General features: G+C 72.0%; 16 protein-coding genes. 6 read left to right on the top strand and 10 right to left on the bottom strand.

All coding sequences use genetic code 11. The annotated features are described in order from the left end of the window. The 3 genes from ACNF49_RS18450 to ACNF49_RS18460 all read right to left on the bottom strand — a co-directional run bounded on the left by ACNF49_RS18450 (nucleotide 1) and on the right by ACNF49_RS18460 (nucleotide 3,189). Nucleotides 1-1,221: an IS110 family RNA-guided transposase gene (locus ACNF49_RS18450; protein ID WP_482945514.1), complete on the bottom strand. Its 1,221-nt coding sequence runs from the start codon at nucleotides 1,219-1,221 to the stop codon at nucleotides 1-3. Between the two features lie 241 nt (nucleotides 1,222-1,462). Continuing rightward, nucleotides 1,463-1,822, bottom strand: a complete 360-nt coding sequence (locus tag ACNF49_RS18455) for a hypothetical protein (RefSeq protein ID WP_357965343.1) — start codon at nucleotides 1,820-1,822, stop codon at nucleotides 1,463-1,465. Nucleotides 1,823-2,061: 239 nt separating this feature from the next. Further along, nucleotides 2,062-3,189: a TIGR03118 family protein gene (locus ACNF49_RS18460; RefSeq protein WP_357965342.1), complete on the bottom strand. Its 1,128-nt coding sequence runs from the start codon at nucleotides 3,187-3,189 to the stop codon at nucleotides 2,062-2,064. Between the two features lie 119 nt (nucleotides 3,190-3,308). Here ACNF49_RS18460 and ppgK point away from each other — a divergent pair, with 119 nt between their 5' ends. The 3 genes from ppgK (at nucleotide 3,309) to ACNF49_RS18475 (ending at nucleotide 8,745) form a co-directional block, all read left to right on the top strand. Next, nucleotides 3,309-4,040 (top strand): polyphosphate--glucose phosphotransferase, encoded by a 732-nt coding sequence (gene ppgK, locus ACNF49_RS18465; protein WP_482944468.1) that lies wholly within the window; start codon nucleotides 3,309-3,311, stop codon nucleotides 4,038-4,040. A 135-nt stretch (nucleotides 4,041-4,175) separates the two neighbouring features. Beyond that, on the top strand, nucleotides 4,176-8,048 hold the full coding sequence (gene hrpA / locus ACNF49_RS18470; RefSeq protein WP_482944469.1) for an ATP-dependent RNA helicase HrpA: 3,873 nt from the start codon (nucleotides 4,176-4,178) through the stop codon (nucleotides 8,046-8,048). Between the two features lie 34 nt (nucleotides 8,049-8,082). After that, nucleotides 8,083-8,745 carry an HAD family hydrolase gene (locus ACNF49_RS18475; RefSeq protein ID WP_498702642.1) on the top strand — a complete coding sequence of 221 codons (663 nt, stop codon included), beginning with the start codon at nucleotides 8,083-8,085 and terminating at the stop codon, nucleotides 8,743-8,745. A gap of 21 nt (nucleotides 8,746-8,766) precedes the next feature. Here ACNF49_RS18475 and ACNF49_RS18480 read toward each other — a convergent pair whose 3' ends face one another. The 4 genes from ACNF49_RS18480 to ACNF49_RS18495 form a co-directional block, all read right to left on the bottom strand. Then, nucleotides 8,767-9,093, bottom strand: coding sequence for a DUF5709 domain-containing protein (locus ACNF49_RS18480; RefSeq protein ID WP_357965330.1), 327 nt, complete (start codon nucleotides 9,091-9,093; stop codon nucleotides 8,767-8,769). 82 nt (nucleotides 9,094-9,175) lie between these two features. Further along, entirely contained in the window at nucleotides 9,176-10,714 is a 1,539-nt protein-coding gene (locus ACNF49_RS18485; RefSeq protein WP_482944471.1) for a gamma-glutamyltransferase family protein, read from the bottom strand. A gap of 9 nt (nucleotides 10,715-10,723) precedes the next feature. Beyond that, nucleotides 10,724-11,992, bottom strand: coding sequence for an MFS transporter (locus ACNF49_RS18490; RefSeq protein ID WP_482944472.1), 1,269 nt, complete (start codon nucleotides 11,990-11,992; stop codon nucleotides 10,724-10,726). A 119-nt stretch (nucleotides 11,993-12,111) separates the two neighbouring features. Further along, nucleotides 12,112-13,845 (bottom strand): ABC transporter ATP-binding protein, encoded by a 1,734-nt coding sequence (locus ACNF49_RS18495; protein WP_357965325.1) that lies wholly within the window; start codon nucleotides 13,843-13,845, stop codon nucleotides 12,112-12,114. Between the two features lie 69 nt (nucleotides 13,846-13,914). Between ACNF49_RS18495 and ACNF49_RS18500 the strand changes: the two genes are divergently transcribed. Continuing rightward, on the top strand, nucleotides 13,915-14,334 hold the full coding sequence (locus tag ACNF49_RS18500; protein WP_357965323.1) for a MarR family winged helix-turn-helix transcriptional regulator: 420 nt from the start codon (nucleotides 13,915-13,917) through the stop codon (nucleotides 14,332-14,334). 41 nt (nucleotides 14,335-14,375) lie between these two features. On the opposite strand, the gene ACNF49_RS18505 is transcribed toward ACNF49_RS18500, so the two are convergent. Together ACNF49_RS18505 and ACNF49_RS18510 are read right to left on the bottom strand one after the other, a co-directional pair. Continuing rightward, a complete protein-coding gene (locus ACNF49_RS18505; RefSeq protein ID WP_482944473.1) occupies nucleotides 14,376-15,383 on the bottom strand; it encodes an amidohydrolase family protein in 1,008 nt (335 codons plus the stop codon). Between the two features lie 183 nt (nucleotides 15,384-15,566). Then, nucleotides 15,567-16,721: a PucR family transcriptional regulator gene (locus tag ACNF49_RS18510; protein WP_482944474.1), complete on the bottom strand. Its 1,155-nt coding sequence runs from the start codon at nucleotides 16,719-16,721 to the stop codon at nucleotides 15,567-15,569. Between the two features lie 110 nt (nucleotides 16,722-16,831). Here ACNF49_RS18510 and ACNF49_RS18515 point away from each other — a divergent pair, with 110 nt between their 5' ends. Further along, nucleotides 16,832-18,943 carry a M6 family metalloprotease domain-containing protein gene (locus ACNF49_RS18515; protein ID WP_357965315.1) on the top strand — a complete coding sequence of 704 codons (2,112 nt, stop codon included), beginning with the start codon at nucleotides 16,832-16,834 and terminating at the stop codon, nucleotides 18,941-18,943. Between the two features lie 111 nt (nucleotides 18,944-19,054). After that, complete coding sequence (locus ACNF49_RS18520; protein WP_482944475.1) at nucleotides 19,055-21,538, top strand: tetratricopeptide repeat protein; 2,484 nt, start codon at nucleotides 19,055-19,057, stop codon at nucleotides 21,536-21,538. A 10-nt stretch (nucleotides 21,539-21,548) separates the two neighbouring features. On the opposite strand, the gene ACNF49_RS18525 is transcribed toward ACNF49_RS18520, so the two are convergent. Then, complete coding sequence (locus tag ACNF49_RS18525; RefSeq protein ID WP_482944476.1) at nucleotides 21,549-22,523, bottom strand: hypothetical protein; 975 nt, start codon at nucleotides 22,521-22,523, stop codon at nucleotides 21,549-21,551. Between the last annotated feature and the right edge of the window lie 22 nt (nucleotides 22,524-22,545).

The following is a 22,545-nucleotide window of genomic DNA, read 5'->3' on the forward strand; positions in this document are numbered from 1 at the left end:
TCAAGCAGCGAGGTCGTTTGATCGGTGCGACCAGGCGGTTGCCTGGTCGTAGGGGCTGTGGGTTTTGAGGCAGCCGTGGAGGATGCCCACCAAGCGGTTGGCGACCTGGCGGAGGGCGGCATTGTGGCTGATCTCGCGGGCTTTGATCTGGTCGTAGTAGGCGCGGACGGCAGAGTCGTGCAAGAGGGCGCAGGACGCCTGGAGGTGGAGGGCGTCCACGAGCCGGTCGTTGTGGACGAACCGTGCCTGGACCACTCGTGTCTTGCCCGATTGCCGGGTGATGGGTGAGGTTCCGGCATAGTTCTTGCGTGCCTTGGCCGAGGCGTAGCGGTCCTTGGCATCTCCGAACTCGGCGAGCACCCGGGCGCCGAGAACGACGCCGATGCCGGGCTGGCTGAGGATGACCTCAGCGTCCGGGTGCCGGCCAAAATGGGCCTCGACCTGCCCTTCGAGGGTCTTGATCTCCTGGTTGAGGACAGCGATGATCGCGACCAGCGACTTCACGGTAGAGGCGTAGGCGGTCGTGACGAGCGGCGCCTGGCCCAGGTGCTCGCTGCGTAGGACGTCCTGGATCGCCTGTGCCTTGGCGGGGATGTCGCGGCGGCCCTTCAGCGTTCCCGAGATCTGACTGAGCGTCAGCTTCACCGCAGCCTCGGGGGAAGGGGCCTTGGCCAGCAGTTTCAAGACCGCGTCCGAGGTGAGGCCGAGGGGCCTGTAGGCCTCCAGCGCGGCAGGGAAGTAATCCCGCAGCGCCACCCGCAGGCGCAGCATGTGGCGGGTCCGTTCCCACAGCAGCGCCTGATGAGCACGGGTGACGACCTTGACCGCCTCGGCGATCTCGGAGTCCCCGGCCACCTGGCGGAGCTGATGCCGTCGGGTGCGGATCATGTCCGCGAGCGCGTGGGCGTCACCCTTGTCGCTCTTGGCGCCCGAGGAGCCAAGGATCTCGCGATGCCGAGCAGCCTGCTTGGGATCGACCCCGAACACCCGGTATCCGGCTGCGACCAGCGCTCGCACCCACGGGCCCCGGTCGACCTCGATACACACCAGCACCTGGGACGGGTCGGCGTCCTCGGCGACGAACCGGCCGACGAGGTCGTGGAACCGGGTGATCCCAGCCATGCCCTCGGGCAGCCGCAACCGCTTCAGCACCTTGCCGGTCTCGTCCTGGACCTCGACGTCGTGGTGGTCCTCGGCCCAGTCATCTCCAACGAACAACACCACGACCTCCACCATCGACAACAGGACACGGAAGCCCGCAGGAGCCGGTCGGCGGACTAATGGACCAGTGCTCACGCCAGACGATCGGCGGGCACGACATCCCATCAGCGATCAAAGACTCCTGACCACCGGTGAGGGCACGATCTGACCCCAGGACTCGAAGTCCGGTCGACGAGAGTGCTCACTCACCAGCGGCTACCAGGCACCGAGTCTGCCAGCGAGGCCGACCCGGCAGGTCCCATTAGTCGGCGCAGATGGCGAACACGCTGATGCCGACGTCGTTGTAGCCGATCTGGCGGCCGAGGGCGATCCAGCCGCGGGCGTCATCGGTGGGGAACGACCCCACCAGGATCGCGCCGTTGCCCCGGGCCTCGCCGCCGCCGCCGAGCACGTGCTTGGAGCCCGGGCAGTAGACCGTGCGGCGCTGGAAGTTGGGGACGTTGGAGTTGGGCAGGGTGACGAGCTGGTAGCCGGGCGGCAGCGCGGCGCGGGTGGCCGCCGAGACGGGACTGGACGCCTGGAGGGCCACGACGGTGGCCGTCACGCAGGCCGCGGTGGCGAGGGCGATGACGGAAAGGAACAGAGACTTCTTGGCTGGCATGGTCTCTCCTTGTCCTGTTCCCTGACAGGCACGGTTTCCGGGCAGCACACGGCACGCCGGCTCATGCGGTGCTGAAGGGGGCGACGTGAGAGCAGGGATGAGGGTGTTGACACGTTGAGTATCTGCTCCGTCGCATTCCGTGTCCATACGTGGTTCTCAGGTTTTCCGGGAATCCGGGTTTCCGGCGCGGCCCGCGCCGGCCGCGCCGGAAACGCTCAGTGGCCCCGGTTGTGCTGCGGTCAGTAGCCGCCACCGCCGCCGTAGGGCGACTTCGACCTGGGGGCGGCGGAGCGGGTGGGCGCGGGCGTGCTCGCGGGGGCGGCGGCCGTGGAGGTCGGCTTCGTGCCGGCGGGCGCGATCACCCCGATCAGGCCGTGCTTGGCGCCCTCGATGCCGGCCGAGAACCACAGCGTGTTCACGCCGCCGGTGGCCGCGGTGCCGGGTTCCAGGTCCCACAGGCCGGGGAGCTTGACGGGCCGGCCGCCGGACGTGGTGATCGCGCCCAGGTGGCGGTCGCCCTTGTAGGCGTGCACGGTGCCGTCGCCGAAGTTGCCGACCAGCAGGGCGCCCGCGTACTGGCCCCAGCCGCGCGGCGCGGCGGTCATGGCCCAGGGGGCGTCGAGCCCGACCCTGGAGATGCGGCCGGTCAGGCGGCCGTCGGCGTTGAAGCGGCTCACGAAGCCCTTGCCGGCGCCGAAGACGGGCTTGCCGGTGGTACGGTCGCGCAGCGCGTACGCCACCCAGACGCTGCCGTTGACCACGGCCACGTTGTAGGCGTTGTAGCCGCGCGGCACCCGCGAGTCCTGGAACTGCCAGCCGGCCAGGCGGATGCGCCGGAAGTTCTCGTCGAAGGCGTGCACGCGCCCGTGGGCGAAGTCGGCGGCCAGCAGGAACTCGCCCTCGTCGGTCCGGACGAGCTCCAGGCCCTTGTAGTCGGCGCCGCGGGTGAACGCGGCGATCACGGCGTTGGCCGGGTCGGCCTCGGCGTTCCAGCCGGTGATCGCGCCGCTCGGGCTGCAGAAGATGAACGTGGCGGGCCTCCCCTTGACGGTGAAGCCGTCACCCGGGTTGAACACCTGGCCGGTCGGGGAGCCGCCCGGGATCCACACCTCCGTCTTCTCCTTCCGGCCCGTGCCGGAGTAGACGGTGGCGGTGCCGGTGCCGGTGTTGGAGACCCACAAGGTCTTGCCCATGGCCAGGCCCCACGGGTTGACGACCTTGGGGTCGGTGACCGGGGCCTTGCCCTTGACGTCCGACACAAGGTTGATGACGTCGAAACGGGTCCTGGTGGTCGCCTGCGCGGGGGCGGTGAGGGTCGTCCCCGCCACGACGGCGACAGCGCAGAGCGTGATGATGCGGAGCCGCATCCGTGCCTCCTAGTGAGCGCTTGTGACGCGAGATACGCGGTGGGCCCGGAGCGGGTTCAGCCGGGCCGGAAATATCGGCAGGTGAGTTTTCCCGTCCAGGGCGGGGGAGAAGGAGAGTCATGAACGTGTTGGGCATCGACATCGGCGGTTCGGGAATCAAGGGCGCCCCGGTCGACACCGAGGCCGGAGAGCTCGTCCAGGAGCGGTTGCGCATCGCCACGCCCCAGCCGGCCAAGCCCGAGGGGGTGGCCGAGGTGGTGGGCGAGATCGTCAAGCATTTCGACTGGGACGGCCCGGTCGGCGTCACCTTCCCCGGCGTCGTCGTCGACGGGGTCGTGCAGACGGCGGCCAACGTCCACCACTCGTGGATCGGCGTCGACGCCGCCGCGCTCTTCGGCGGCGCGACGGTGCTGAACGACGCCGACGCCGCCGGCATCGCCGAGATGACCTTCGGCAGGGGCCGCGACCAGAAGGGGACGGTGCTGATCCTGACCTTCGGCACGGGCATCGGCAGCGCCCTGTTCGCCGACGGCACGCTCGTCTGCAACACCGAGCTCGGCCACCTGGAGCTGCGCGGCAAGGACGCCGAGGAGCGCGCGTCGGCGCGGGCCCGCGAGGAGCACGACCTGAGCTGGGAGAAGTGGGCCGAGCGGGTGGAGGAGTACCTCAGGCACGTGGAGATGTTGTTCTCGCCGGGCCTGATCGTGATCGGCGGGGGCGTGAGCAAGAAGGCCGACAAGTTCCTGCCGCACGTCACCATCGACACCCCCGTGGTCCCCGCCGCCCTGCAGAACGAGGCCGGCATCATCGGCGCCGCCCGCCACGCCGCCACCACCCGGCCGGCGCGGTAGGAGGCCGCGGTAGGAGGCCACGGCAGGGGAGCGGTCGCGGTGCCGGCGCGATATTGGGATGCGGGAGGCGGGCCGCGTCGGGCACCATGGGCCGTTGGCTCCGGGGCCACGGGGCTCAAATATCCTGAAAGCAGTATGGGAACGCCTTCGTTGTCCTCTCCGCTCGCCGACCTCCAGTCCCGCCTGCCCGAGCTCATGCCGCGCGACCAGCGGCGGCTGCGGCGCAGGCTCGACGGCATGCGCCGGGTCCGCTCCCGCGACGCCCGGGACAAGATCGTCACCGAGATCCTCGCCGACGTCGAGCGCGCCGAGCAGCGGCTGGCGCGCCGCCGCGAGGCCGTGCCACAGGTCCGCTACCCGGAGAACCTGCCGGTCGCCCAGCGCAAGGACGACATCCTGGCCGCCATCCGCGACCACCAGGTCGTGATCATCGCGGGCGAGACGGGCTCCGGCAAGACCACCCAGATCCCCAAGATCTGCCTTGAGCTCGGGCGCGGCGTGCGCGGGCTGATCGGCCACACCCAGCCGCGCCGCATCGCCGCCCGTACCGTCGCCGAGCGCGTCGCCGAGGAGCTCGGCACCGAGCTCGGCGAGGTCGTCGGCTACAAGGTGCGCTTCACCGACCAGGCGAGCGACCGCACCCTGGTCAAGCTGATGACCGACGGCATCCTGCTGGCCGAGCTGCAGAACGACCGCATGCTCGACCAGTACGACACCCTGATCATCGACGAGGCCCACGAGCGCAGCCTCAACATCGACTTCATCCTCGGCTACCTCAAACAGCTCCTGCCGCAGCGCCCCGACCTCAAGGTCGTCATCACCAGCGCCACCATCGACCCCGAGCGCTTCTCCCGCCACTTCGGCGACGCGCCGATCATCGAGGTCTCCGGCCGCACCTACCCGGTCGAGGTCCGCTACCGCCCGCTGGCGGAGGACGACGACCAGACCGGCGGCATCGTCGACGCCTGCCGCGAGCTGGTCACCGAGGGCCCCGGCGACATCCTGGTCTTCCTGTCCGGCGAGCGGGAGATCCGCGACGCCGCCGACGCGCTGTCCAAGGCCGACTTCACGGGCACCGAGATCCTGCCGCTCTACGCCCGGCTGAGCGCCGCCGAGCAGCACCGCGTCTTCCAGCGCCACACCGGCCGCCGGATCGTGCTGGCCACCAACGTGGCCGAGACCTCGCTGACCGTCCCCGGCATCAAATACGTGGTCGATCCGGGTTTCGCCCGCATCTCCCGCTACAGCCACCGCACCAAGGTGCAGCGCCTGCCCATCGAGCCCATCTCGCAGGCCAGCGCCAACCAGCGCAAGGGCCGCTCGGGCCGCACCTCCGACGGCATCTGCATCCGGCTCTACGAGGAGGAGGACTTCCTCGCCCGGCCGGAGTTCACCGACCCGGAGATCCTGCGCACCAACCTGGCCTCGGTCATCCTGCAGATGACCTCGATCGGGCTGGGCGACATCGAGGCGTTCCCGTTCGTCGAGCCGCCCGACCGCAGGCAGGTCAAGGACGGCGTCAACCTGCTCCACGAGCTGGGCGCGTTCGACGCCCAGGGCAAGCTCACCGGCGTCGGCCGCAAGCTGGCGAGCCTGCCGGTCGACCCGCGCCTGGGCCGCATGGTGCTGGAGGCCGAGAAGAACGGCTGCCTGCGCGAGGTCATGGTGATCGCCTCGGCCCTGTCCATCCAGGACCCGCGCGAGCGGCCGTCCGACAAGCAGCAGCAGGCCGACGAGAAGCACCGGCGCTTCGCCGACCCCGAGTCCGACTTCCTGACCTACCTCAACCTGTGGAACTACCTGCGCGACAAGCAGAAGGAGCTGTCCTCCAGCGCCTTCAGGCGGCTGTGCAAGGCCGAGTTCCTCAACTACCTGCGGGTCCGCGAGTGGCAGGACATCTACAGCCAGGTCCGCCAGGCGCTCGGCGCCCAGCCCGGCAGCGTGCCCGCCGACCCCTACCAGGTGCACGTGTCGCTGCTGGTCGGGCTGCTGTCGCACATCGGCGTCAAAGACGTCATGGACAAACAGCGCGCCGCCGACGGACGGCGGCCGATGCAGGAGTACATCGGCGCGCGCAACGCCCGCTTCGCGATCTTCCCCGGCTCGGCCCTGGCCAAGAAGCAGCCGCAGTGGGTGATGTCGGCCGAGCTGGTCGAGACCTCGCGGCTGTGGGCCCGGGTCAACGCCAAGATCGAGCCCGACTGGGTCGAGCCGCTCGCCCAGCACCTGGTCAAGCGCACCTACTCCGAGCCCCACTGGGAGAAGAACCAGGGCGCGGTGATCGCCCTGGAGAAGGTCACCCTCTACGGCGTCCCGCTCGTGGTCGGCCGCAAGGTCAACTACGGCCGCATCGACCCCGACCTGTCGCGCGAGCTGTTCATCCGGCACGCCCTGGTCGAGGGCGACTGGGACACTCACCACCGCTTCCTCAAGGACAACCGCCGGCTGCTCGAAGAGGTCGAGGAGCTGGAGAACCGGGCCCGCCGCCGCGACATCATGGTCGACGACGAGGCCCTGTACGACTTCTACGACCAGCGCGTGCCCGCCGACGTCGTCTCGGCCAGGCACTTCGACTCCTGGTGGAAGAAGGCCGGGCGGGAGCAGCCTGAGCTGCTCACGTTCTCGCCGGAGATGCTGGTCAACGAGGGCGCCGACATCAGCGCCCGCGACTATCCCGACACCTGGAAGCAGCTCGGTCAGCGGATGAAGCTGACCTACCAGTTCGAGCCGGGCGCCAACGCCGACGGCGTCACCGTCCACGTGCCGTTGCAGGTGCTCAACCAGGTCAACTCCGACGGCTTCGACTGGCAGATCCCGGGCCTGCGCGAAGATTTGATCACCGCGCTGATCCGGTCGCTGCCCAAACACCTGCGCCGCAACTTCGTGCCCGCCCCCAACTACGCCAGGCAGGTGCTGACCGGGGTCAGACAGGGCGGCGAGCCGCTGCTGGAGGCCGTGGAGCGCGAGCTGCTGCGGCTCACCGGCGTCCGGGTGCCGCGCGAGGCCTGGCAGCTCGACCAGGTGCCCGACCACCTGCGCATCACCTACCGGGTGATCGACGAGCGCAAGCGCACGGTGGCCGAGGACAAAGACCTCGACGCGCTCAAGCGCCGGCTCGCGCCGCGCCTGCGCAAGACCCTGTCGGAGGCCGGCGACGACCTGGAGCGCACGGGCCTGCGCACCTGGAGCTTCGGCACCCTGCCCAAGGTGTTCGAGCAGGGCCGGATGAAGGGCTACCCGGCGCTCGTCGACGCGGGCGAGTCGGTGTCGGTCAAGATCTTCGAGACGGCCGCCGAGCAGCGCCGCGCCCACTGGCCCGGCACCCGCCGGCTGCTCCTGCTCAACGTCACCAACCCGGCCAGGTCGCTGCTCGGCGGCCTGTCCAACCAGGCCAAGCTGGCGCTGTCGCGCAGCCCCCACGGCGGCGCCGTGGCGCTGTTCGACGACGTCGTCAACGCGGCCGTCGACAAGCTGATGCTCGACCTCGGCGGCCCGGCCTGGGACCCGGCCGGCTTCGACCGCCTCTACCAGCACGTCCGGGCCGAGCTGCACGACACGGCGGCCGACGTGCTGGCCAAGGTCGAGCAGATCCTGAGCGTCTGGCACGCCGTGGGCACCCGCCTCGACGGCCTGCGCGCGAGCGCCTCGACCGACGACGTGCGCGACCAGCTCGGCAAGCTCGTCTTCAAGGGCTTCGTCACCGCCACCGGCACCCGCCGCCTGCCCGACGTCCTGCGTTACCTGCGGGCCGTCGAGCGCCGTCTCACCAAGCTCCCGGAGGAGCCCTGGCGGGACGAGGAGTGGATGGACCGCGTGCACAAGATCGAGGACGACTACCACGACCTGCTGGCGAGCCTCCCCCCGGCCCGCCGGGGCGACCCCGACGTGACGGAGATCCGCTGGATGATCGAGGAACTGCGGGTCAGCTTCTTCGCCCAGACCCTCGGCACCCCCACGCCGGTGTCGGAGAAGCGCATCGTCAAGGCGATGGAGAAGCTGCGGCCCTGAGCTCGGGGCGGCACACGGACGTACAGGGAGAATGATGGTCAAGGCCGTCAAGGCCGTCGTGCTCGACGTCGGCGAGACGCTGATCGACGAGACGCGCATCTGGTCGCGCTGGGCCGACCGGCTCGGGGTGAGCAGGTTCGTGCTCATGGGCGCGCTCGGCGGCATGGCCGCGCTCGACCGTTCCCACCGGGAGGCGTTCGAGCTGGTCCGGCCCGGTCTCGACGTCGAGGCGGAGATCGCCGCCTGGGAGCGCGACGACCCGGCCGGGCTGCGCAACCACTTCGACGCCGACGACCTCTACCCCGACGTGCGGGAGGCCCTGGCGGCGCTGCGCGCGGCCGGGTTCCAGGTGATCATCGCCGGCAACCAGCCGAGCCGGGCCTTCGACGCCCTGGTGGCGATGGACCTGCCGGTGGACTCGGTGCACACCTCCGAGGGCTGGGGGCTGTCCAAGCCCGCCCCCGGGTTCTTCGCCAAGGTGGCCTCGGTGGCCGGGCGCGAGCCCGGGGAGATCCTCTACGTCGGCGACCGGCTCGACAACGACGTGCTGCCCGCCGGCCGCGCGGGCATGCGCACGGCGTTGCTGCGCCGCGGCCCGTGGGGCTTCCTGCACGCCGAGCGCCCGCAGGCCAAGGCCGCCGACATGATCGTCGACGACCTGCACGCCCTGCTGCCCGCCCTGCGGCGGCTCACCTGAGGCCCGCGGGGGCTCCGCGGGTCAGGTGAGGTCCTCGTCGGGGTCGATGCGCAGCGCGCGCTCCTCGGCCGACAGGTCCTCCCGGTCCGCGTCCCAGTCCACGCCGATGGCCTCGTCCTCGGTGTCGGGGTGGGCGCCCTCGTCGGGCTCGGTCAGGCGGTGTTCCGCGCGCGGGGCGCGGCGCGGGCGGTCGGGCAACTCCTGGCGCAGCCGTTCGTCGAGCGTGGCCTCGTGCTGGGGGTCGTCCTCTTTGACCTCGTGGTGCAGGCCGAGGTCGTCGGTCCACTCCCTGACCTCGATGTCCTGCTCGTCGGCCATGCCGAATCGGTCCGGAGGTAGTTCGCTCATACTGCGCCCTCTACCCACCGTACGGACCGGAATCCTACGACTTGGCCTGGCTTAGGGCCTCCGGTAGCCCATCCTTGTCCATCTAGCGGCCGATCGCGGCGCCGACCAGTGAGCGGGGGTCGGCGGCGCCCGCCAGCATGCCGTCCGGGCGCACGTCGATGAGGTGGGCGTGGCCGAAGGAGCTTCCGTACGGCAGCGTGCGCACCGGGTGGCCGAGCGCGGTCAGGCCGTCGGCCCAGGTCGTGCCCTCCTCCAGGTCGACCACGGCGTCGTCGGGGGCCTCCCAGGTGTCGAAGCCGCTGCCGCCGCCCAGCCGCCAGCGCGGCGCGGCGAGCGCCTGGCCGGGCTCCTCGCCGTGGCGCAGCAGGCGGGTGATGACCTGGGCCAGGATCTGCGGCTGGGCGTCGCCGCCCATCGTGCCCACGACCGTCCGCAGCCCGCCGCCGGGACGGGTGATCAGCGCGGGGGCCAGGGTGTGCGGCGGACGGCGGCCGGGGCCGTACTCGGCCGGGTGGCCGGGACGCAGCGAGAAACCGATGCCGCGGTTGTGGAGGTTGATCCCGGTACGCGGCTCGAAGAGCATGCCGCCGAACCCGGACGCGTTCGACTGGATCAGCGACACGCCCATGCCGTCGCCGTCCACAGCGCACAGGTACGTCGTGTCGCCGTCGGCGGACGGGGCCCGCAGGCGGCTGCGCCTGACCGGGTCGACCAGGGCCCGGCGGCGGGCGATCTCGCCGGGGTCGAGCAGGTCTTTGGCGTCTTCGTGCAGCAGGTCGAGCCGGTCGTGCCCGGCGGCCCTGGCGGCCTCGGCCAGCAGGTGGGCCCAGGCCGGATGGCGGGGCGAGCCGGGCAGGTCGAGCCCGTCGAGCACGGCCAGGGACATCAGCAGCAGGTAGCCCTGGGAGTTGGGCGGCATGGACCACACGTCGTGGCCGAAGGCGCGCACCCGCAGCGGCTCGACCCACTCGGCGCCGGGGGCGGCCAGGTCCGCGGCGGTGTACTCACCCGCGCCGAGCTCGATCAGGCCCTGTCCGAACTCGCCGAGGTAGAAGCCGTCGCGGCCGCCGTCGGCCACCGCCTGCAGCGCGCGGGCCACGCCGGGGCGGGTGACGCGGTCGCCGGCCTGGCGTACGGGGGCGAAGTCGCCGCCGCCCGGCCGTGCGGCCGCCGTACGGGCGCCGGGGACCAGCAGCGGGGAGGCGGGGAAGCCGTCGCGGGCCAGCGCGATCGCGGGCCGCAGCAGCTCGGCCATGGGCAGGCGGCCGTGCCTGGCGTGCAGGGCGAGCCACCCGTCGACGCAGCCGGGCACCGGCACGGACCTGATGTCGTGCAGGTGCGGCATGCGGGTGTGCCCCTCGGCGCGCAGCCGGGCGGGGTCGGCGCCGGACCCGGCGCGGCCGGAGGCGTTGAGCGCGGTGACCGTGCCGTCGTGGACGAGCGCGAACAGGTCTCCGCCGAGCCCGCACATGTGCGGCGCGACCACGGCGAGCACGGCGTTGGCCGCGATCGCCGCGTCGGCCGCCGAACCGCCGCGGTCCAGCGCGCCCACCCCGGCGGCCGAGGCCAGGTGGTCGACGCTGCAGACCATGCCGTTCGGGGCATATCTGGTGTTGTGCACGTGAAGAGACTAAGCCCGTTCCGGGGTCAGCCGGTTCTCCAGGCGCGGCCGGAAGGCCGCCTGGCGGACGGTCCGGCCGGACAGGCGGGCCAGCGCGAGCGCCGCGAGCAGCGTCGCGGCCACGCACGACACGCCGCCGATGCCCAGCGACAGGCGCGGCCCGAACGCGTCGCTCAGCCACCCGAGCAGCGGCCCGCCGATCGCGCCCGCGCCCGCGCTCACCATGCCCAGCGCGGCGATGACCCGCCCGCGCATCTCGTCGGGGCTGTCGAGCTGCGCCCGCGCCGAGACCGTGGTGTCGATGATCACCGCGCCCGCCGCGATCGGCAGCATCATCGTGGCGAACGTCCCCAGGGCGGGCATCAGGCCGCTCAGCGTCTGCGCGACCCCGGTCAGGAACGCGGTGATCAGCAGCAGCCGGATCGTCAGGTGCGGCCGGGTGGCGGCCAGGAAGCCGCCCACGACCGTGCCGGCGGCGAACACACTGGACAGCAGGCCGTACCCGGCGGCGCCGGCCGCCAGCGGGCCCGCGCTCATGGCGGCCATGGTGACCTGGTAGTTGCGGCCGAGGCTGCCCAGCACGAGCGAGAGCGCCAGCACCACGAGCAGCCAGGGGGTGCGCAGCACGTACCGCAGGCCGGCGGCGACCGCGCCGGGCTGCCGCTCGGAGCCGGCGAGCCGGTGGAACTCCGCGCGCCGCATGAGCGCGACGGCCGCGATCACGACGAAGAAGGTGGCCGCGTTGAGCAGGAAGAGCCCGCCGTTGCCGGTCAGCGGCAGCAGCACGCCGGCCAGGCTCATGCCGAGGATGCGTCCCGCCGAGCTCAGGATCGAGCCGAGCGCCATGGCGTTGGGCAGGTCGGCCGGGGGCACCACCTCGGCCCCGAACCGCCCGAGCGCGGGGCCGCCGAGCGCGGAGACCACGCCGCCCGCCAGCGCCACCGCGTAGATCGGCGCGACGGAGTCGACGCCGGAGAAGGCGATCAGCGCCAGGACGGCGGCCAGCGCGGCCTGCGCCAGCTGCGCGGCGACGACGACGGGCCGGGTCGGCAGCCGGTCGGCCAGCGCCCCGCCCCACATGCCCAGCAGCAGCGTCGGCAGCGCCTGCATCACCAGGCTCAGCCCCACGCTGGTGGCCGACCCCGTCATGGTGAGGATGAGCCAGTTCACCCCCAGGACCTGCATCCAGGTTCCGGTGACGGAGACGATGTCGGCTCCGGCCCAGAGCCGGTAGTTGTGGTGGCGCAGGGCGCGGAAGGTGGAGGAGCGCGGTGGCAAGACTGGTCCTAGCCTCGGAAGGGGCAAACGGGGGAGTCAACGCGCGGCTCGATCGCGACGATACCGATTTGCCCGAAATGTGAGGTAAGACACTTTTAAAACTGGTTTAGGGCGAAATTTCAGACCAGTTCGAGCGGGCGGTCCCGGTCCACCAGGGCCGCGTAGTGGCCGCCGAGGGCCATCAGCTCGTCGTGCGTGCCGCGCTCGACGATCTTCCCGTGGTCGAGCACGACGATCTGGTCCGCGTCGCGGACGGTCGACAGGCGGTGGGCGATCGTGATCGTCGTACGCCCCCGCGCCAGCGTCTCCAGGGCTTCCTGGACGGCTCGCTCGGTCTGGGTGTCGAGGGCGCTGGTGGCCTCGTCCAGGATCAGCACCGGCGGGTTGCGCAGCAGCGTGCGGGCGATGGCCAGGCGTTGCTTCTCGCCGCCGGAGAACCGGTAGCCGCGCTCGCCCACCATCGTGTCGTAGCCGTCGGGCAGCGAGGCGATGTGGTCGTGGATGCGCGCGGCCCGCGCCGCCGCCTCCAGCTCCTCGTCGGTGGCCGCCGGACGGGCGAAGCGCAGGTTGTCCGCGATCGAGGCGTGGAACAGGTACGTCTCCTGCGAGACCACCCCGACCACCTCGCTCAGCGTCTCGAACGTCAGGTCGCGCACGTCCACGCCGTCGATGGTGACCCGGCCGCCGGTCACGTCGTACAGGCGGGGGAGCAGGTAGCTGAGGGTGGTCTTGCCCGAGCCGGTCTCGCCCACGACGGCCAGCGTCGTGCCCGCGGGGACGGTGACGTCGACGGCGTGCAGGGTGCGCTCGTCCTCGTAGGCGAAGTCGACCCGCTCGAAGCGCACCTCGCCGCGTACGCCGTCCAGCGTGCGGGTGCCGGGGTGGATGTCCACCGACAGGTCCAGGTACTCGAAGATGCGGCCGAACAGCGCCAGCGAGCTCTGCACCTCGACGCCCAGCCGCAGCAGCGACACCGTCGGCCGGAACAGGCTCGACTGGAGCGTGGTGAAGGCCACGAGGGTGCCGACGGAGATGATGCCGGTGTAGCCGACGGCCCAGTAGATCAGGGCGGGCATCGCGGCCATGATGATCTGGATCGACGACTGCCGCCACCGTCCGGCCATGCTCGTCCGTACGCCCAGCTCGGCCAGCTCGTCGGAGGCGCGGCCGAACCGGTCGGTCAGCTCGGCGGAGCGGCCCATCGTCCGGCCCAGCAGGACGCCGCTGATCGACAGCGACTCCTGGACCATCGAGGAGATCACGGCGAGCTTGCGCTGCCGTTCGTTGGTGATGCGCTTGCGCTCGGCGCCGACCTTCCTGCTGATCCACACGAACACCGGCAGCAGCAGGAGCGAGATCACCGTCAGCCGCCAGTCGAGGGCGAGCATGGCCACGATCGTGGCGATCACGGTGGTGAGGTTGGAGATGATCGAGGTCGCGGTCGAGGTGACCACCGACTGCATGCCGCCGATGTCGTTGGCGATGCGCGACTGCACCTCGCCAGTCCTGGTGCGGGTGAAGAAGGCCAGCGACATGCGCTGGAGGTGGGAGTAGACCGAGATGCGCAGGTCGTGCATCACCCGCTGGCCCACGGTGGTGGAGATGAGCGTCTGCAGCACGTCGAACACGCTCGTGGTGACCGCGACCGCGATCATGCCGAGCGCCAGCAGCGTGAGCAGCAGCGCGTCGCGGGACGGGATCGCCACGTCCAGCACCTCGCGCAGCAGGAACGGCGAGGCCAGCCCGACCAGGGACGACAGCAGGATGAACGCGCCCACTAGGGCCAGCCGGCCGCGGTAGGGGGTGAAGAGTCCGATGATGCGCCGCAGCGGCGCGCGTGGTTCGTCGGCCAATATGGCCTCCTTTCGGATGTCCACTCAAACAGAGGTTAACTCATAATTGTTCCGGCTAAAATCGTCTATATGGGAGAGATGGAGCTCGCGGAGCTCTTGCACCTGGTCAGCAGGCGCCTGCGGCACGGATACGTGCATCGGCTGGTTCCGCTCGGGCTCAATCCGGGGCAGGCGCGGGCCTTGCGCGCGCTCGGCGCGGCCGACCGGCCGCTGCGGATGGTGCAACTGGCCGACGAGCTGCGGATCGTGCCGCGCTCGCTGACGCCCGTCGTGGACGCGCTGGAGGAGGCCGGGCTGGTGCGCAGGGAGGTCGATCCGGCCAATCGCCGCTCGACGCTGGTCGTGATCACCGACGCGGGGCGGGCCATGGCCGAACGGGCCAGGGACGCGCGCAGGGAGGCCGGCGAGGGCCTGTTCGCGGTGCTGTCCCAGGAGCAGCGTGACCAGCTCAGAGATCTGCTGGGCGCGGTGGACGGCCAGTTCAGGTGACCGCGCTCGGGTCAGGGTTCAGGTGACCGCAGGTTCAGGGTTCAGGTGACCGCGCCGCCGACGACCGTGCCCAGGCAGGGCGGGCGGGCCATCAGCGCCGAGTACGGGTAGCGTCCCCCGGCGTCGAAGACGGCGAAGTCGGCCCGGCTGCCCGGCCCGAGTGAGCCGATCCGGCCCGGCCCGGCGTCCAGGCCCAGTGCCCGCGCCCCGCCCAGCGTCGCGGCCTCGACCAGGCGGCGGTCCAGTCCCCGTACCCGCAGTCCGAGCTCCCGGGCCCGCCGCCGGACACCGGCCGCGAGCCCGAGCAGGTCGCCGGGGCCGGCGCCGGCCGGGTCGGGGCCGGCCAGGGCGGGGCCGGCCGGGTCGAGGGCGTCCAGGGCGCGGCTGCCCAGGGCGAGGCGGTGGCCCTCCTCCAGGAGGGCCAGCACGTCGGCGGCCTGCTCCGGTCCCGGCGGGCAGATGGCGACCACGCTCCGGCGCAGGGCCAGCAGCTTGCGCTCGCCGGGGTCGAGCGGCCGGGCGCAGGCCACGTGGCAGTGGGGGCCGAGCGCGCCGGCCTCGTCCAGGGCCATGGGCGAGTGCCGGTCCAGCCCGGCCAGCAGCCGCAGGCCGAACGTCCTGGCCAGCACGGCGACGTCCTCCAGCACCTGCGGGTCGCGGGTCCTGGCCGCGATCCCGACCGGGCACGGCCGGTCCACCTCGCGCAGCGCCGTGATCAGCGCGTCCCGGTCGTGGTCCTCCCAGTCCTGCTCGCAGGCGCTGGACGCCTCGACGTACGAGACGCCGGGAACTCCGGGGAGATCGGCGGGGTCGGCCACCACGGCGGCCCGCGTGGTGACGCCGGGGCCCGGCGGCGTCGGCGCGCAGCAGGCGTCCACCAGCCCGGCCACGATCATGCCCGGCCAGCGGACCTCCTCCGCGACGCGGAAGCGGGACAGCAGCTCGGCCCGCGCGCCCACCTGGAGCACCCGCCCGCCCCTGATCAGCACCGTCCCGTCGCGCACGGGCTCGGCGCAGATCGGCAGCACCAGGGGAGCGGAATGGGCCACGACGGGCGCCCGCCCGCCCGAGACCGGCCCCGAATCCGGCCCCGGAAGTCGCGCCGGAGCCCGAGCCGGAGCCCGCCCCGGAACCCGCCCCGGAACCCGCGCAGCACGCTTCGCACCCGCCATCGGCGCTCCCGTCGGATTTGCCCTTTTGGCATTAAACGCGAGCGACGGCGGCGAAGGCAATCAGTCGCCGCGGGCGTCCCGGGGCTGGTAGCGGCCGGACAACCGGGCCAGTTTCAGGCCGAGGTGCAGGGCCAGCCGCTCGCCGCCGTCCTTGAGGTCCGTACGCGCCAGCTCCTCCACCCGCTGCAGCCGGTAGTACAGCGAGGTGCGGTGCAGCCGCAGCGCCCGGGACGTCGCCACCGCGCTGCCCGCCAGGTCCAGGTACGTCTCCAGCGTCTCCAGCAGCGGCAGGTACTGCTCGTCGGCCAGCAGCCCGTCGAGCCCGGGATGCACCTCCTGGTCCGCGAGCTGGGTGAGCATCCGGTAGACGCCGAGCCGGGCCCACTCGGCCGACCGCCCGAGCCCCGGCACCCGCGCGGTCACCTCCGCCGCGTGCCGGGCCTCCGCGTACGACCCCGCCGCCTGCGCCAGTTCGAGCCGGGTACGCCCGACCCCCACCACCACGGGCACCGGCATGGCCGCGTGCAGTTCGTCGGGCGGGACCGGCGGCCCGGCGGTGAGCAGCACGGCGTGGTCGTAGCGCACGAGGTGCAGCGGATGGTGGCCGCTCAGCCGCCGGCGCAGCGCCAGCAGCCCCTGTTCGAGCGCCAGCCGCAGCCCCTCGTCGGGCTCGGCCGAGCGGGGCCGCGCCACCAGCACGGTCACCGGCTGGCCCTGCGGGAACGCGCCCGCCTCGATGAGCTGCCTGGCCGCGTCCCGCTCGCCGCGCAGCAGGCCGGTGACCGCCTCCAGCTCCCGGTGGGAGGCCAGCCCGGTCGCCAGGCTCTCGTGGAACAGCGCGAGCGCCAGCCCGGGGACGGCCGCCGCGGCCTCGGCCACCTTCTCGTCGGGCATGGCCGGCTCTGCGTCGATGAACCACAGGAAGCCGAGCAGGCCGTCGGCGTGCCGCAACGGGACGCACACGCGCGGCAGCAGGCCCAGATGCGGCGCGCCGGCCGTGCGCAGGGGGGCCTGCGCCTCGTGGACGCCGGCCGCCCGCAGCCACTCGCGCACCTCAGGGGTGGTGTGCCGGCGCAGGATGGAGTCGCGGCGGATGTCGTCCATGGCGCCGTTCTGCTCGCTGTAGGCGATGACGCGCTGCACGCGGTCCTCCAGCAGCAGGGGGCGCGCGAGACGGACGGCGAGGTCGTCCACGATCCGCTGGAGATCCGCCAAAGCTCCACCTAGGTCACGCTGGACATTTCGACAAATGTCGGAAGGGTTGCTACACGTCTTCCCTACAGCTGATCGGTGATCTCCGTCAATAACGTCTATACCGTCAATCCGTGAATGCCCCGAAGAAGCTGCTGAAGGGTTTGCTGGCGGCCATCGTGCTGATCCCGGTGAGCCTGATGGCGACCCCTGCTTCCGCAGCACCCCCCACTGTCGATCCCGAGTACCCCTGGCGGCAGAACCACTGGCCGCAGACCCAGCCCTGGCAGCAGGACGAATCGGCCGACGCCCAGACGTTGCGCGCCCGTCCTCCCGGCGGCCTCACGCCTCTCGACCCGCAGAACTGGGAGAACCCCGACCACATGACGTGGGCGGACTACAAGAAGCCGCCGGGCACGAACTGGAACGACCCGGCCGTCAAGGGCTCCAAGCGCACCTTCAAGGGCGCGCTGGTGCTGCTCGACTACCCCAACCAGGCGTTCGTCGTCACCCAGCCCAAGGGCTCGACGATCTACGCCAACCCGAGCGCCGAGGCCCATGACGTCCCGCGCGACCAGGTGGCCAAGTTCTACCAGGACTTCCTCAACACCCCGAACGACCTCAACAAGGGTCACACCATCCACGAGTACTGGATGGAGGACTCCGGCGGCCGGTACGGCGTCGAGCTGACCGGGTTCGGCCCGTACACGATGCCGGGCAAGGACCACGAGTACGCGCTGGAGCCCGGCTTCAACGGCACCTCGGGCTGCCCGGCGGGCGACACCTGCAGCAAGAACCTGCGCACCGACGGCCACAACGCGTGGATCAACGCCGTCGGCGAGGAGGTCGCCAAGCAGTACGACTTCATCTTCTACCTCAGCGCCGGCCAGGACGAGTCGTCCACCTGGCAGGAGTTCGGGATGATGAAGTTCCCGACCAAGGAGGACGTGCCCGACGAGTGGGGCCCGCCCGACCCGGCCCTGCCCAACTGGCTGAAGACGCGCTACGTCGACTGGTCCTCCTGGCAGGCGGCCTCCAACTTCTGGCCCAACGCCAACATCGGCGTCGACTCCGTCCAGGCCGAGAGCTCCGGCATGGCCGTCTACGCCCACGAGTTCAGCCACATCCTCGGCGTGCTGGACAACTACAACAACCCGTACGGGGTGCCGCCGGTCCGGGCGTACACCGGCGTCTGGGAGATGCTCAGCCGCGGCAGCTTCAACGGCCCCGGCGGACCGCACTCCCGCTGGCTGATCCCGCCCACGGCGGGCGCGTCCATGGGCGCCCAGCACATGCTGCGCAACAAGCTCAAGCTCGGCATGGTGGACGAGCAGAACGTCCTGCGCCTGTCGCGTGAGGCGCTCGACGAGTCCGGCCTGGTCACGGCCAAGGTCCTGGCCCGCGCCGTGCGGCCGGGGCAGGGCGACCTGTCGGGCGTCAACATCTCCTTCGACGCCCCCGGCGACAAGAGCACCTGCTCGGCGACCGACCCGCTGTGCGACCGCGGCGGTTACCAGAACTACACGGTCGAGGTCGTGGACCGGATGGGCTCCGACTCCTTCACCCCCGACTCCGGCGTGCTCCTGGCCAAGACCAAGAACGAGGACCGGGCGCCGTTCGAGTGGGTGGTCGACGCCAACCCGCAGGACATCGGCATGACCGACTACGTGATGCCCGACGGGACCAAGGTGCCGATCACCGTCGGCGACTACCGCCAGCTCTCCGACGCCCTCTTCCACGCCGGGACCGACTCCGGCAGCGAGTACGAGTACGTCGACCAGGCCAACCGCCTGCACTTCTACGTCACCGACCTCAAGCGCAACCGGAACGGCGAGCTGTCCTACTCCGTCGCCATCCGGTCGCTGGACGGCTCGGGCCCGCAGAAGCGCGGTGTGCGGGTGCTGCCCGCGGCCGGCGTCCCCACCGGCAAGAACATCTCCACCTGCACGTTCCCGGTGTTCAACACCGGCAAGGCGGCCCCCGCCCAGGGGCAGCACCCCGAGGACGTCAGCGCCTACCTCAACTCCGACGTCTACCGGGTCAAGGCCGAGGTGCAGGGCAAGGGCTGGACCGCCCAGGTGCCCAACGCCCTGGCCTCCGTCGCCTTCGGCAAGCAGGCGCCGGTGACGGTCAACGCGGTGCGCGCGCCCGGCGGCGACCGTCTGGCCCGCGTCAAGCTCACCGCCACCTCGGAGAGCGACCCGACCAAGACCGCCACGGCCACCTGCCACGTGATCGGCCTGTAGCGGAACGATGGGGTACGGCTGGCGCTCGCCGTGCCCCATCGGCTTGAATCACCCCCGGAAGGGGGTGTTCGGGTGCCGGGCAACTTACCGGATAAACCGCGACGTAAGCGGGTGACATGGGCGGCGCCCGTCTCGGCGGGGCTCGCGGCCGGCGCCGCCAGTGTGCTGGCCGCCTCGCTGGAGTGGGACATCCCGCCGATGGCCAAGATCGGGGTGACGCTCGCGGCGGCGCTGCTGGTCGGCGTGACCACGTGGGCCACCACCGAGGCCACGCCCCGGCGGCGCGCCGCGCCCGCGCCCGAGCCCGGCGTCCGGCCGCCCGACCAGTGGCCGCCCGTGCCCGAGCACTTCACCGGGCGCGCCGACTCCCTCGCCACCCTGCGCGAGGTCTTCGCCGCCCGCCGGAAGTCCTCCGACCTGTCCCCGCCCCTGGTCGTCTCCGTGTACGGCCGCGGCGGCGTCGGCAAGTCGGCGCTGATGACCAGGTTCGGGCAGGAGGTCGCCGACTGGTTCCCCGACGGCCGGCTGCACGCCGACCTGCGCGGCGGCGTCGACGCCCCGGTACGCCCCGAGGAGGTGCTGATCGGCTTCCTGCGCGGCCTGGGCGTGCGGCTGGCCACCGACCCCGGCGGCCTCGACGAGCTGCGCACCCTCTGGCTGACCTGGACCAAGGGCCGCAAGATCCTCATCGGCCTGGACAACGCCCACGACGCCGCCCAGATCAAACCGCTGATCCCGGCCGAGCCCGGCTGCGCGGTGCTGGTCACCTCGCGCTCCCCGCTGTTCCTGGACGGCACCCACGACACCCGGCTCGGCGTGTTCACCGAGGCGCACGGCGTGGAGCTGCTGGCCCGGCTGGCCGGCGGCGCGCGGGTCGTGGACGACCTGGAGTCGGCCAAGGAGATCGTCCGGCTCTGCGACCACCTGCCGCTGGCGATCAACATCTGCGGCGGCCGGCTGGCCACCCGCGAGCAGTGGACCCTGCGCGAGATGGCCGAGCGGCTGAGCGACGAGCGCCGCCGTCTCGACCAGCTCCAGGTGGCCCAGGGCGTGGACAAGAGCGTGCGGGCCTCCGTGCAGCTCAGCTACGACGACTGCACCGGCATCCAGCGCCGCCTGCTGCGCCTGCTCAGCGCGCTGCCCGCGCCGGACGTGCCCGGCTGGGTGGCCGGCGAGCTGCTCGACATCTCCGGCCTCGACGGCGCCGACCAGCTCGAAGCGCTGATCGACGCCCAGCTCGCCGAGTGCTCCGGCACCGACCAGACCGGCGCGATGCGCTACCGCCTGCACGACCTGGTCCGGGTGTTCGCCGCCGAGCTGGCCGGCCAGGACGAGGAGGAGCGCCGCAGGGCCGCCGTGGAGCGCGTCCTGCACGGCTACCGGCGCCGGGCCGAGGAGGCCGCCCAGCACCGCTGGCCGCAGGACTGGAGCAAGGGCGGCCGGCGCGCCGACGCCGAGGGCCAGCTCGGGGCGGGCGACTGGCTGAACGCCGAGCGGCTGTCGCTGCTCAGCATGATCAACCTGGCCGCTCAGTTCCGGCTCTGGGAGCTGACCTGGGGGCTGTCCAGGGCGTTCTGCTCGTTGTGCCACTCGCTGCGGGCCTACTGGGCCGACTGGGCGGACGTCGCCGACATCGGCTGCGAGGCGGGCCGGCGTACCGGTGACCGGCGCGCGCTGGCCATCGCGCTGCTGAACAGCGCGATCGTGCGCGGCGGCATGGGCCTGCGCGAACGCGCGCTGAACGAGGCCGAGCAGGCGCTGGAGATCTTCGGCGAGCTCGGCGAGACCTGGTGGGCGGCCCGGGCGATGCGCACGGTCGGCATGACCCTGATCAGCGGCGGCCACCTCGACCGCGCCCAGGACTACCTGATCGGGGCGATCACCGCGTTCAAGCACGAGGACGACCTGTGGTGGATGGCCCGCACCCAGCGCAACCTGGCCGAGATGCGCATGGCGGAGCGCCGCCCCGAGGAGGCCCGTGACCTGCTCGAAGACGCCCTGGAGATCTTCCAGCGGGCGGGCAACCGCTACTCCGAGGCCCAGACGCTGCGCGTCTACGGCGAGGCGCTGGCCGCCCAGGCGCGCGGCGAGCGCCGGGCCGGCGACCACCGCGCCTCCGACGCCCTGTTCGCCAGGGCCGGGTTCAGTCTCGACCGGGCGGCCGAGATGTTCCGGCAGCGCGGCGAGCTCTGGGAGGAGGCCCGCTGCCTGCGCGCCGCGGGCGAGGTGGGCGATCCGGCGGGCGGCCTGCGGGAGCTGGAGTACGTCCGGCGGGCCGAGGAGATCCTGGTGGCGCTCGGCGACTCGTGGGGGGTGGCGCGCACCGCGGTGTCGGCCGGGCGCGCCCTGGCCCGGCTGGGCCGGATCGAGGAGTCCGGGCACGAGCTGCGCCGCGCCGTACGCGGTTTCCAGGAGCTGGAGGACCGCTGGTGGATGGCCAGGAGCCTGCGCTACCTCGGCGAGGCGCACCTCGACGCGGGCGGCCCGGACGCGGCGGTCGGGCCGCTGGAGCAGGCCAGGGAGATCTACCGCAGCCTGGGCAACGAGGCGGGCATGCGCCGCACCCTGGAGCTCCTGCGGCAGGCCAGGCCCTGAGCGCCGGAGATCAGGAGTCGCGCGAGGGGTGCCGCTGCGGGCCGGTCGTGCGGTGCGCGGCGCGGTCGTGCCCGCCGGTGCGTGGGCCGAGCGCGCCGGTGCCGTAGGCGTCGCTGAAGGGGCTTCTCAGCAGCTCGCCCGCCGCCTGCCTGGCCTCCAGCACGCTCTCCTCGAACAGCTTGCGCACGTGGGCCGCCTGGTCGGACAGCTCCCGGATACGCTCGTGCGCCAGCTCGTCCCGTACGGTGTCGGCGAGGAGCTGCTGGTACTCGGGGGTCTTGGCGGCCAGCGCCTCCAGACGTCTGTGCGCGTGGTAGACCTTGTCCGCCTTGAGCACCTGCTTGGCGTACTTCTCCAGGTGGCGTACGCGGTGCGAGAGCGAGGTCCAGGCGGCGTCGAGGGCGCTGGTGTACGGCTTGAAGGCGTCCTCCATGCCCGGTGGCAGCTCGTGGGGGATGAGCCTGCCCTGCTCGGCGTGCATCGACGACAGCCGCCGCAGCCGGTGGGCGATCTGCCAGACCTCCTCGGGCAGCGACACCTGGTTCTCGACCGAGTCGATCAGCCCGGCCTTGTGCACCTTGGAGTTCAGCACGGCCGTGGCCGCGTCCTGGGCGCGGCGCAGCAGCACCTGGCAGGGACGGTCGAGGTCCTCGGGCAGGACGTAGCGGTCGGCGTGGGTGGTGGCGAGGCGTAGTCGTCGTTTGACGATCCGGTGGGAGCTGTCCAACGCCATCCACCGGATCAGGGCGATCAGCCCCATGCCGAGCCCGGCCACGAAGACGACCTCGGCGTTGTCGGTCACGATCAGGACCATCACCAGCAGGGCCGGAAGCGCGAAGAGCAGGGCGGGGCTGAAACTGGGGTCCATCCGCCTGCCGGAACGGGCCATATGAAGGATGTGCGGACTCGACCGCAACTCGACCGAGACGTCCGGGGGCAGCGATGGATCGATCACCAGCCGGGGAGGCAGTGCGCGTGGATCCATACGTTCATGCTGCGTTATGAAC

It is taken from the genome of Actinomadura sp. ATCC 39365 (assembly GCF_054392275.1).

What these genes read in the sequence shown, in the direction of transcription:
- hrpA (WP_482944469.1), top strand. Translation starts at nt 4,176, where the DNA reads ATGGGAACGCCTTCGTTGTCCTCTCCGCTCGCCGACCTCCAGTCCCGC.
- ACNF49_RS18475 (WP_498702642.1), top strand. Translation starts at nt 8,083, where the DNA reads ATGGTCAAGGCCGTCAAGGCCGTCGTGCTCGACGTCGGCGAGACGCTG.
- ppgK (WP_482944468.1), top strand. Translation starts at nt 3,309, where the DNA reads ATGAACGTGTTGGGCATCGACATCGGCGGTTCGGGAATCAAGGGCGCC.
- ACNF49_RS18500 (WP_357965323.1), top strand. Translation starts at nt 13,915, where the DNA reads ATGGGAGAGATGGAGCTCGCGGAGCTCTTGCACCTGGTCAGCAGGCGC.
- ACNF49_RS18480 (WP_357965330.1), bottom strand. Translation starts at nt 9,093, where the DNA reads ATGAGCGAACTACCTCCGGACCGATTCGGCATGGCCGACGAGCAGGAC.
- ACNF49_RS18460 (WP_357965342.1), bottom strand. Translation starts at nt 3,189, where the DNA reads ATGCGGCTCCGCATCATCACGCTCTGCGCTGTCGCCGTCGTGGCGGGG.
- ACNF49_RS18455 (WP_357965343.1), bottom strand. Translation starts at nt 1,822, where the DNA reads ATGCCAGCCAAGAAGTCTCTGTTCCTTTCCGTCATCGCCCTCGCCACC.
- ACNF49_RS18525 (WP_482944476.1), bottom strand. Translation starts at nt 22,523, where the DNA reads ATGGATCCACGCGCACTGCCTCCCCGGCTGGTGATCGATCCATCGCTG.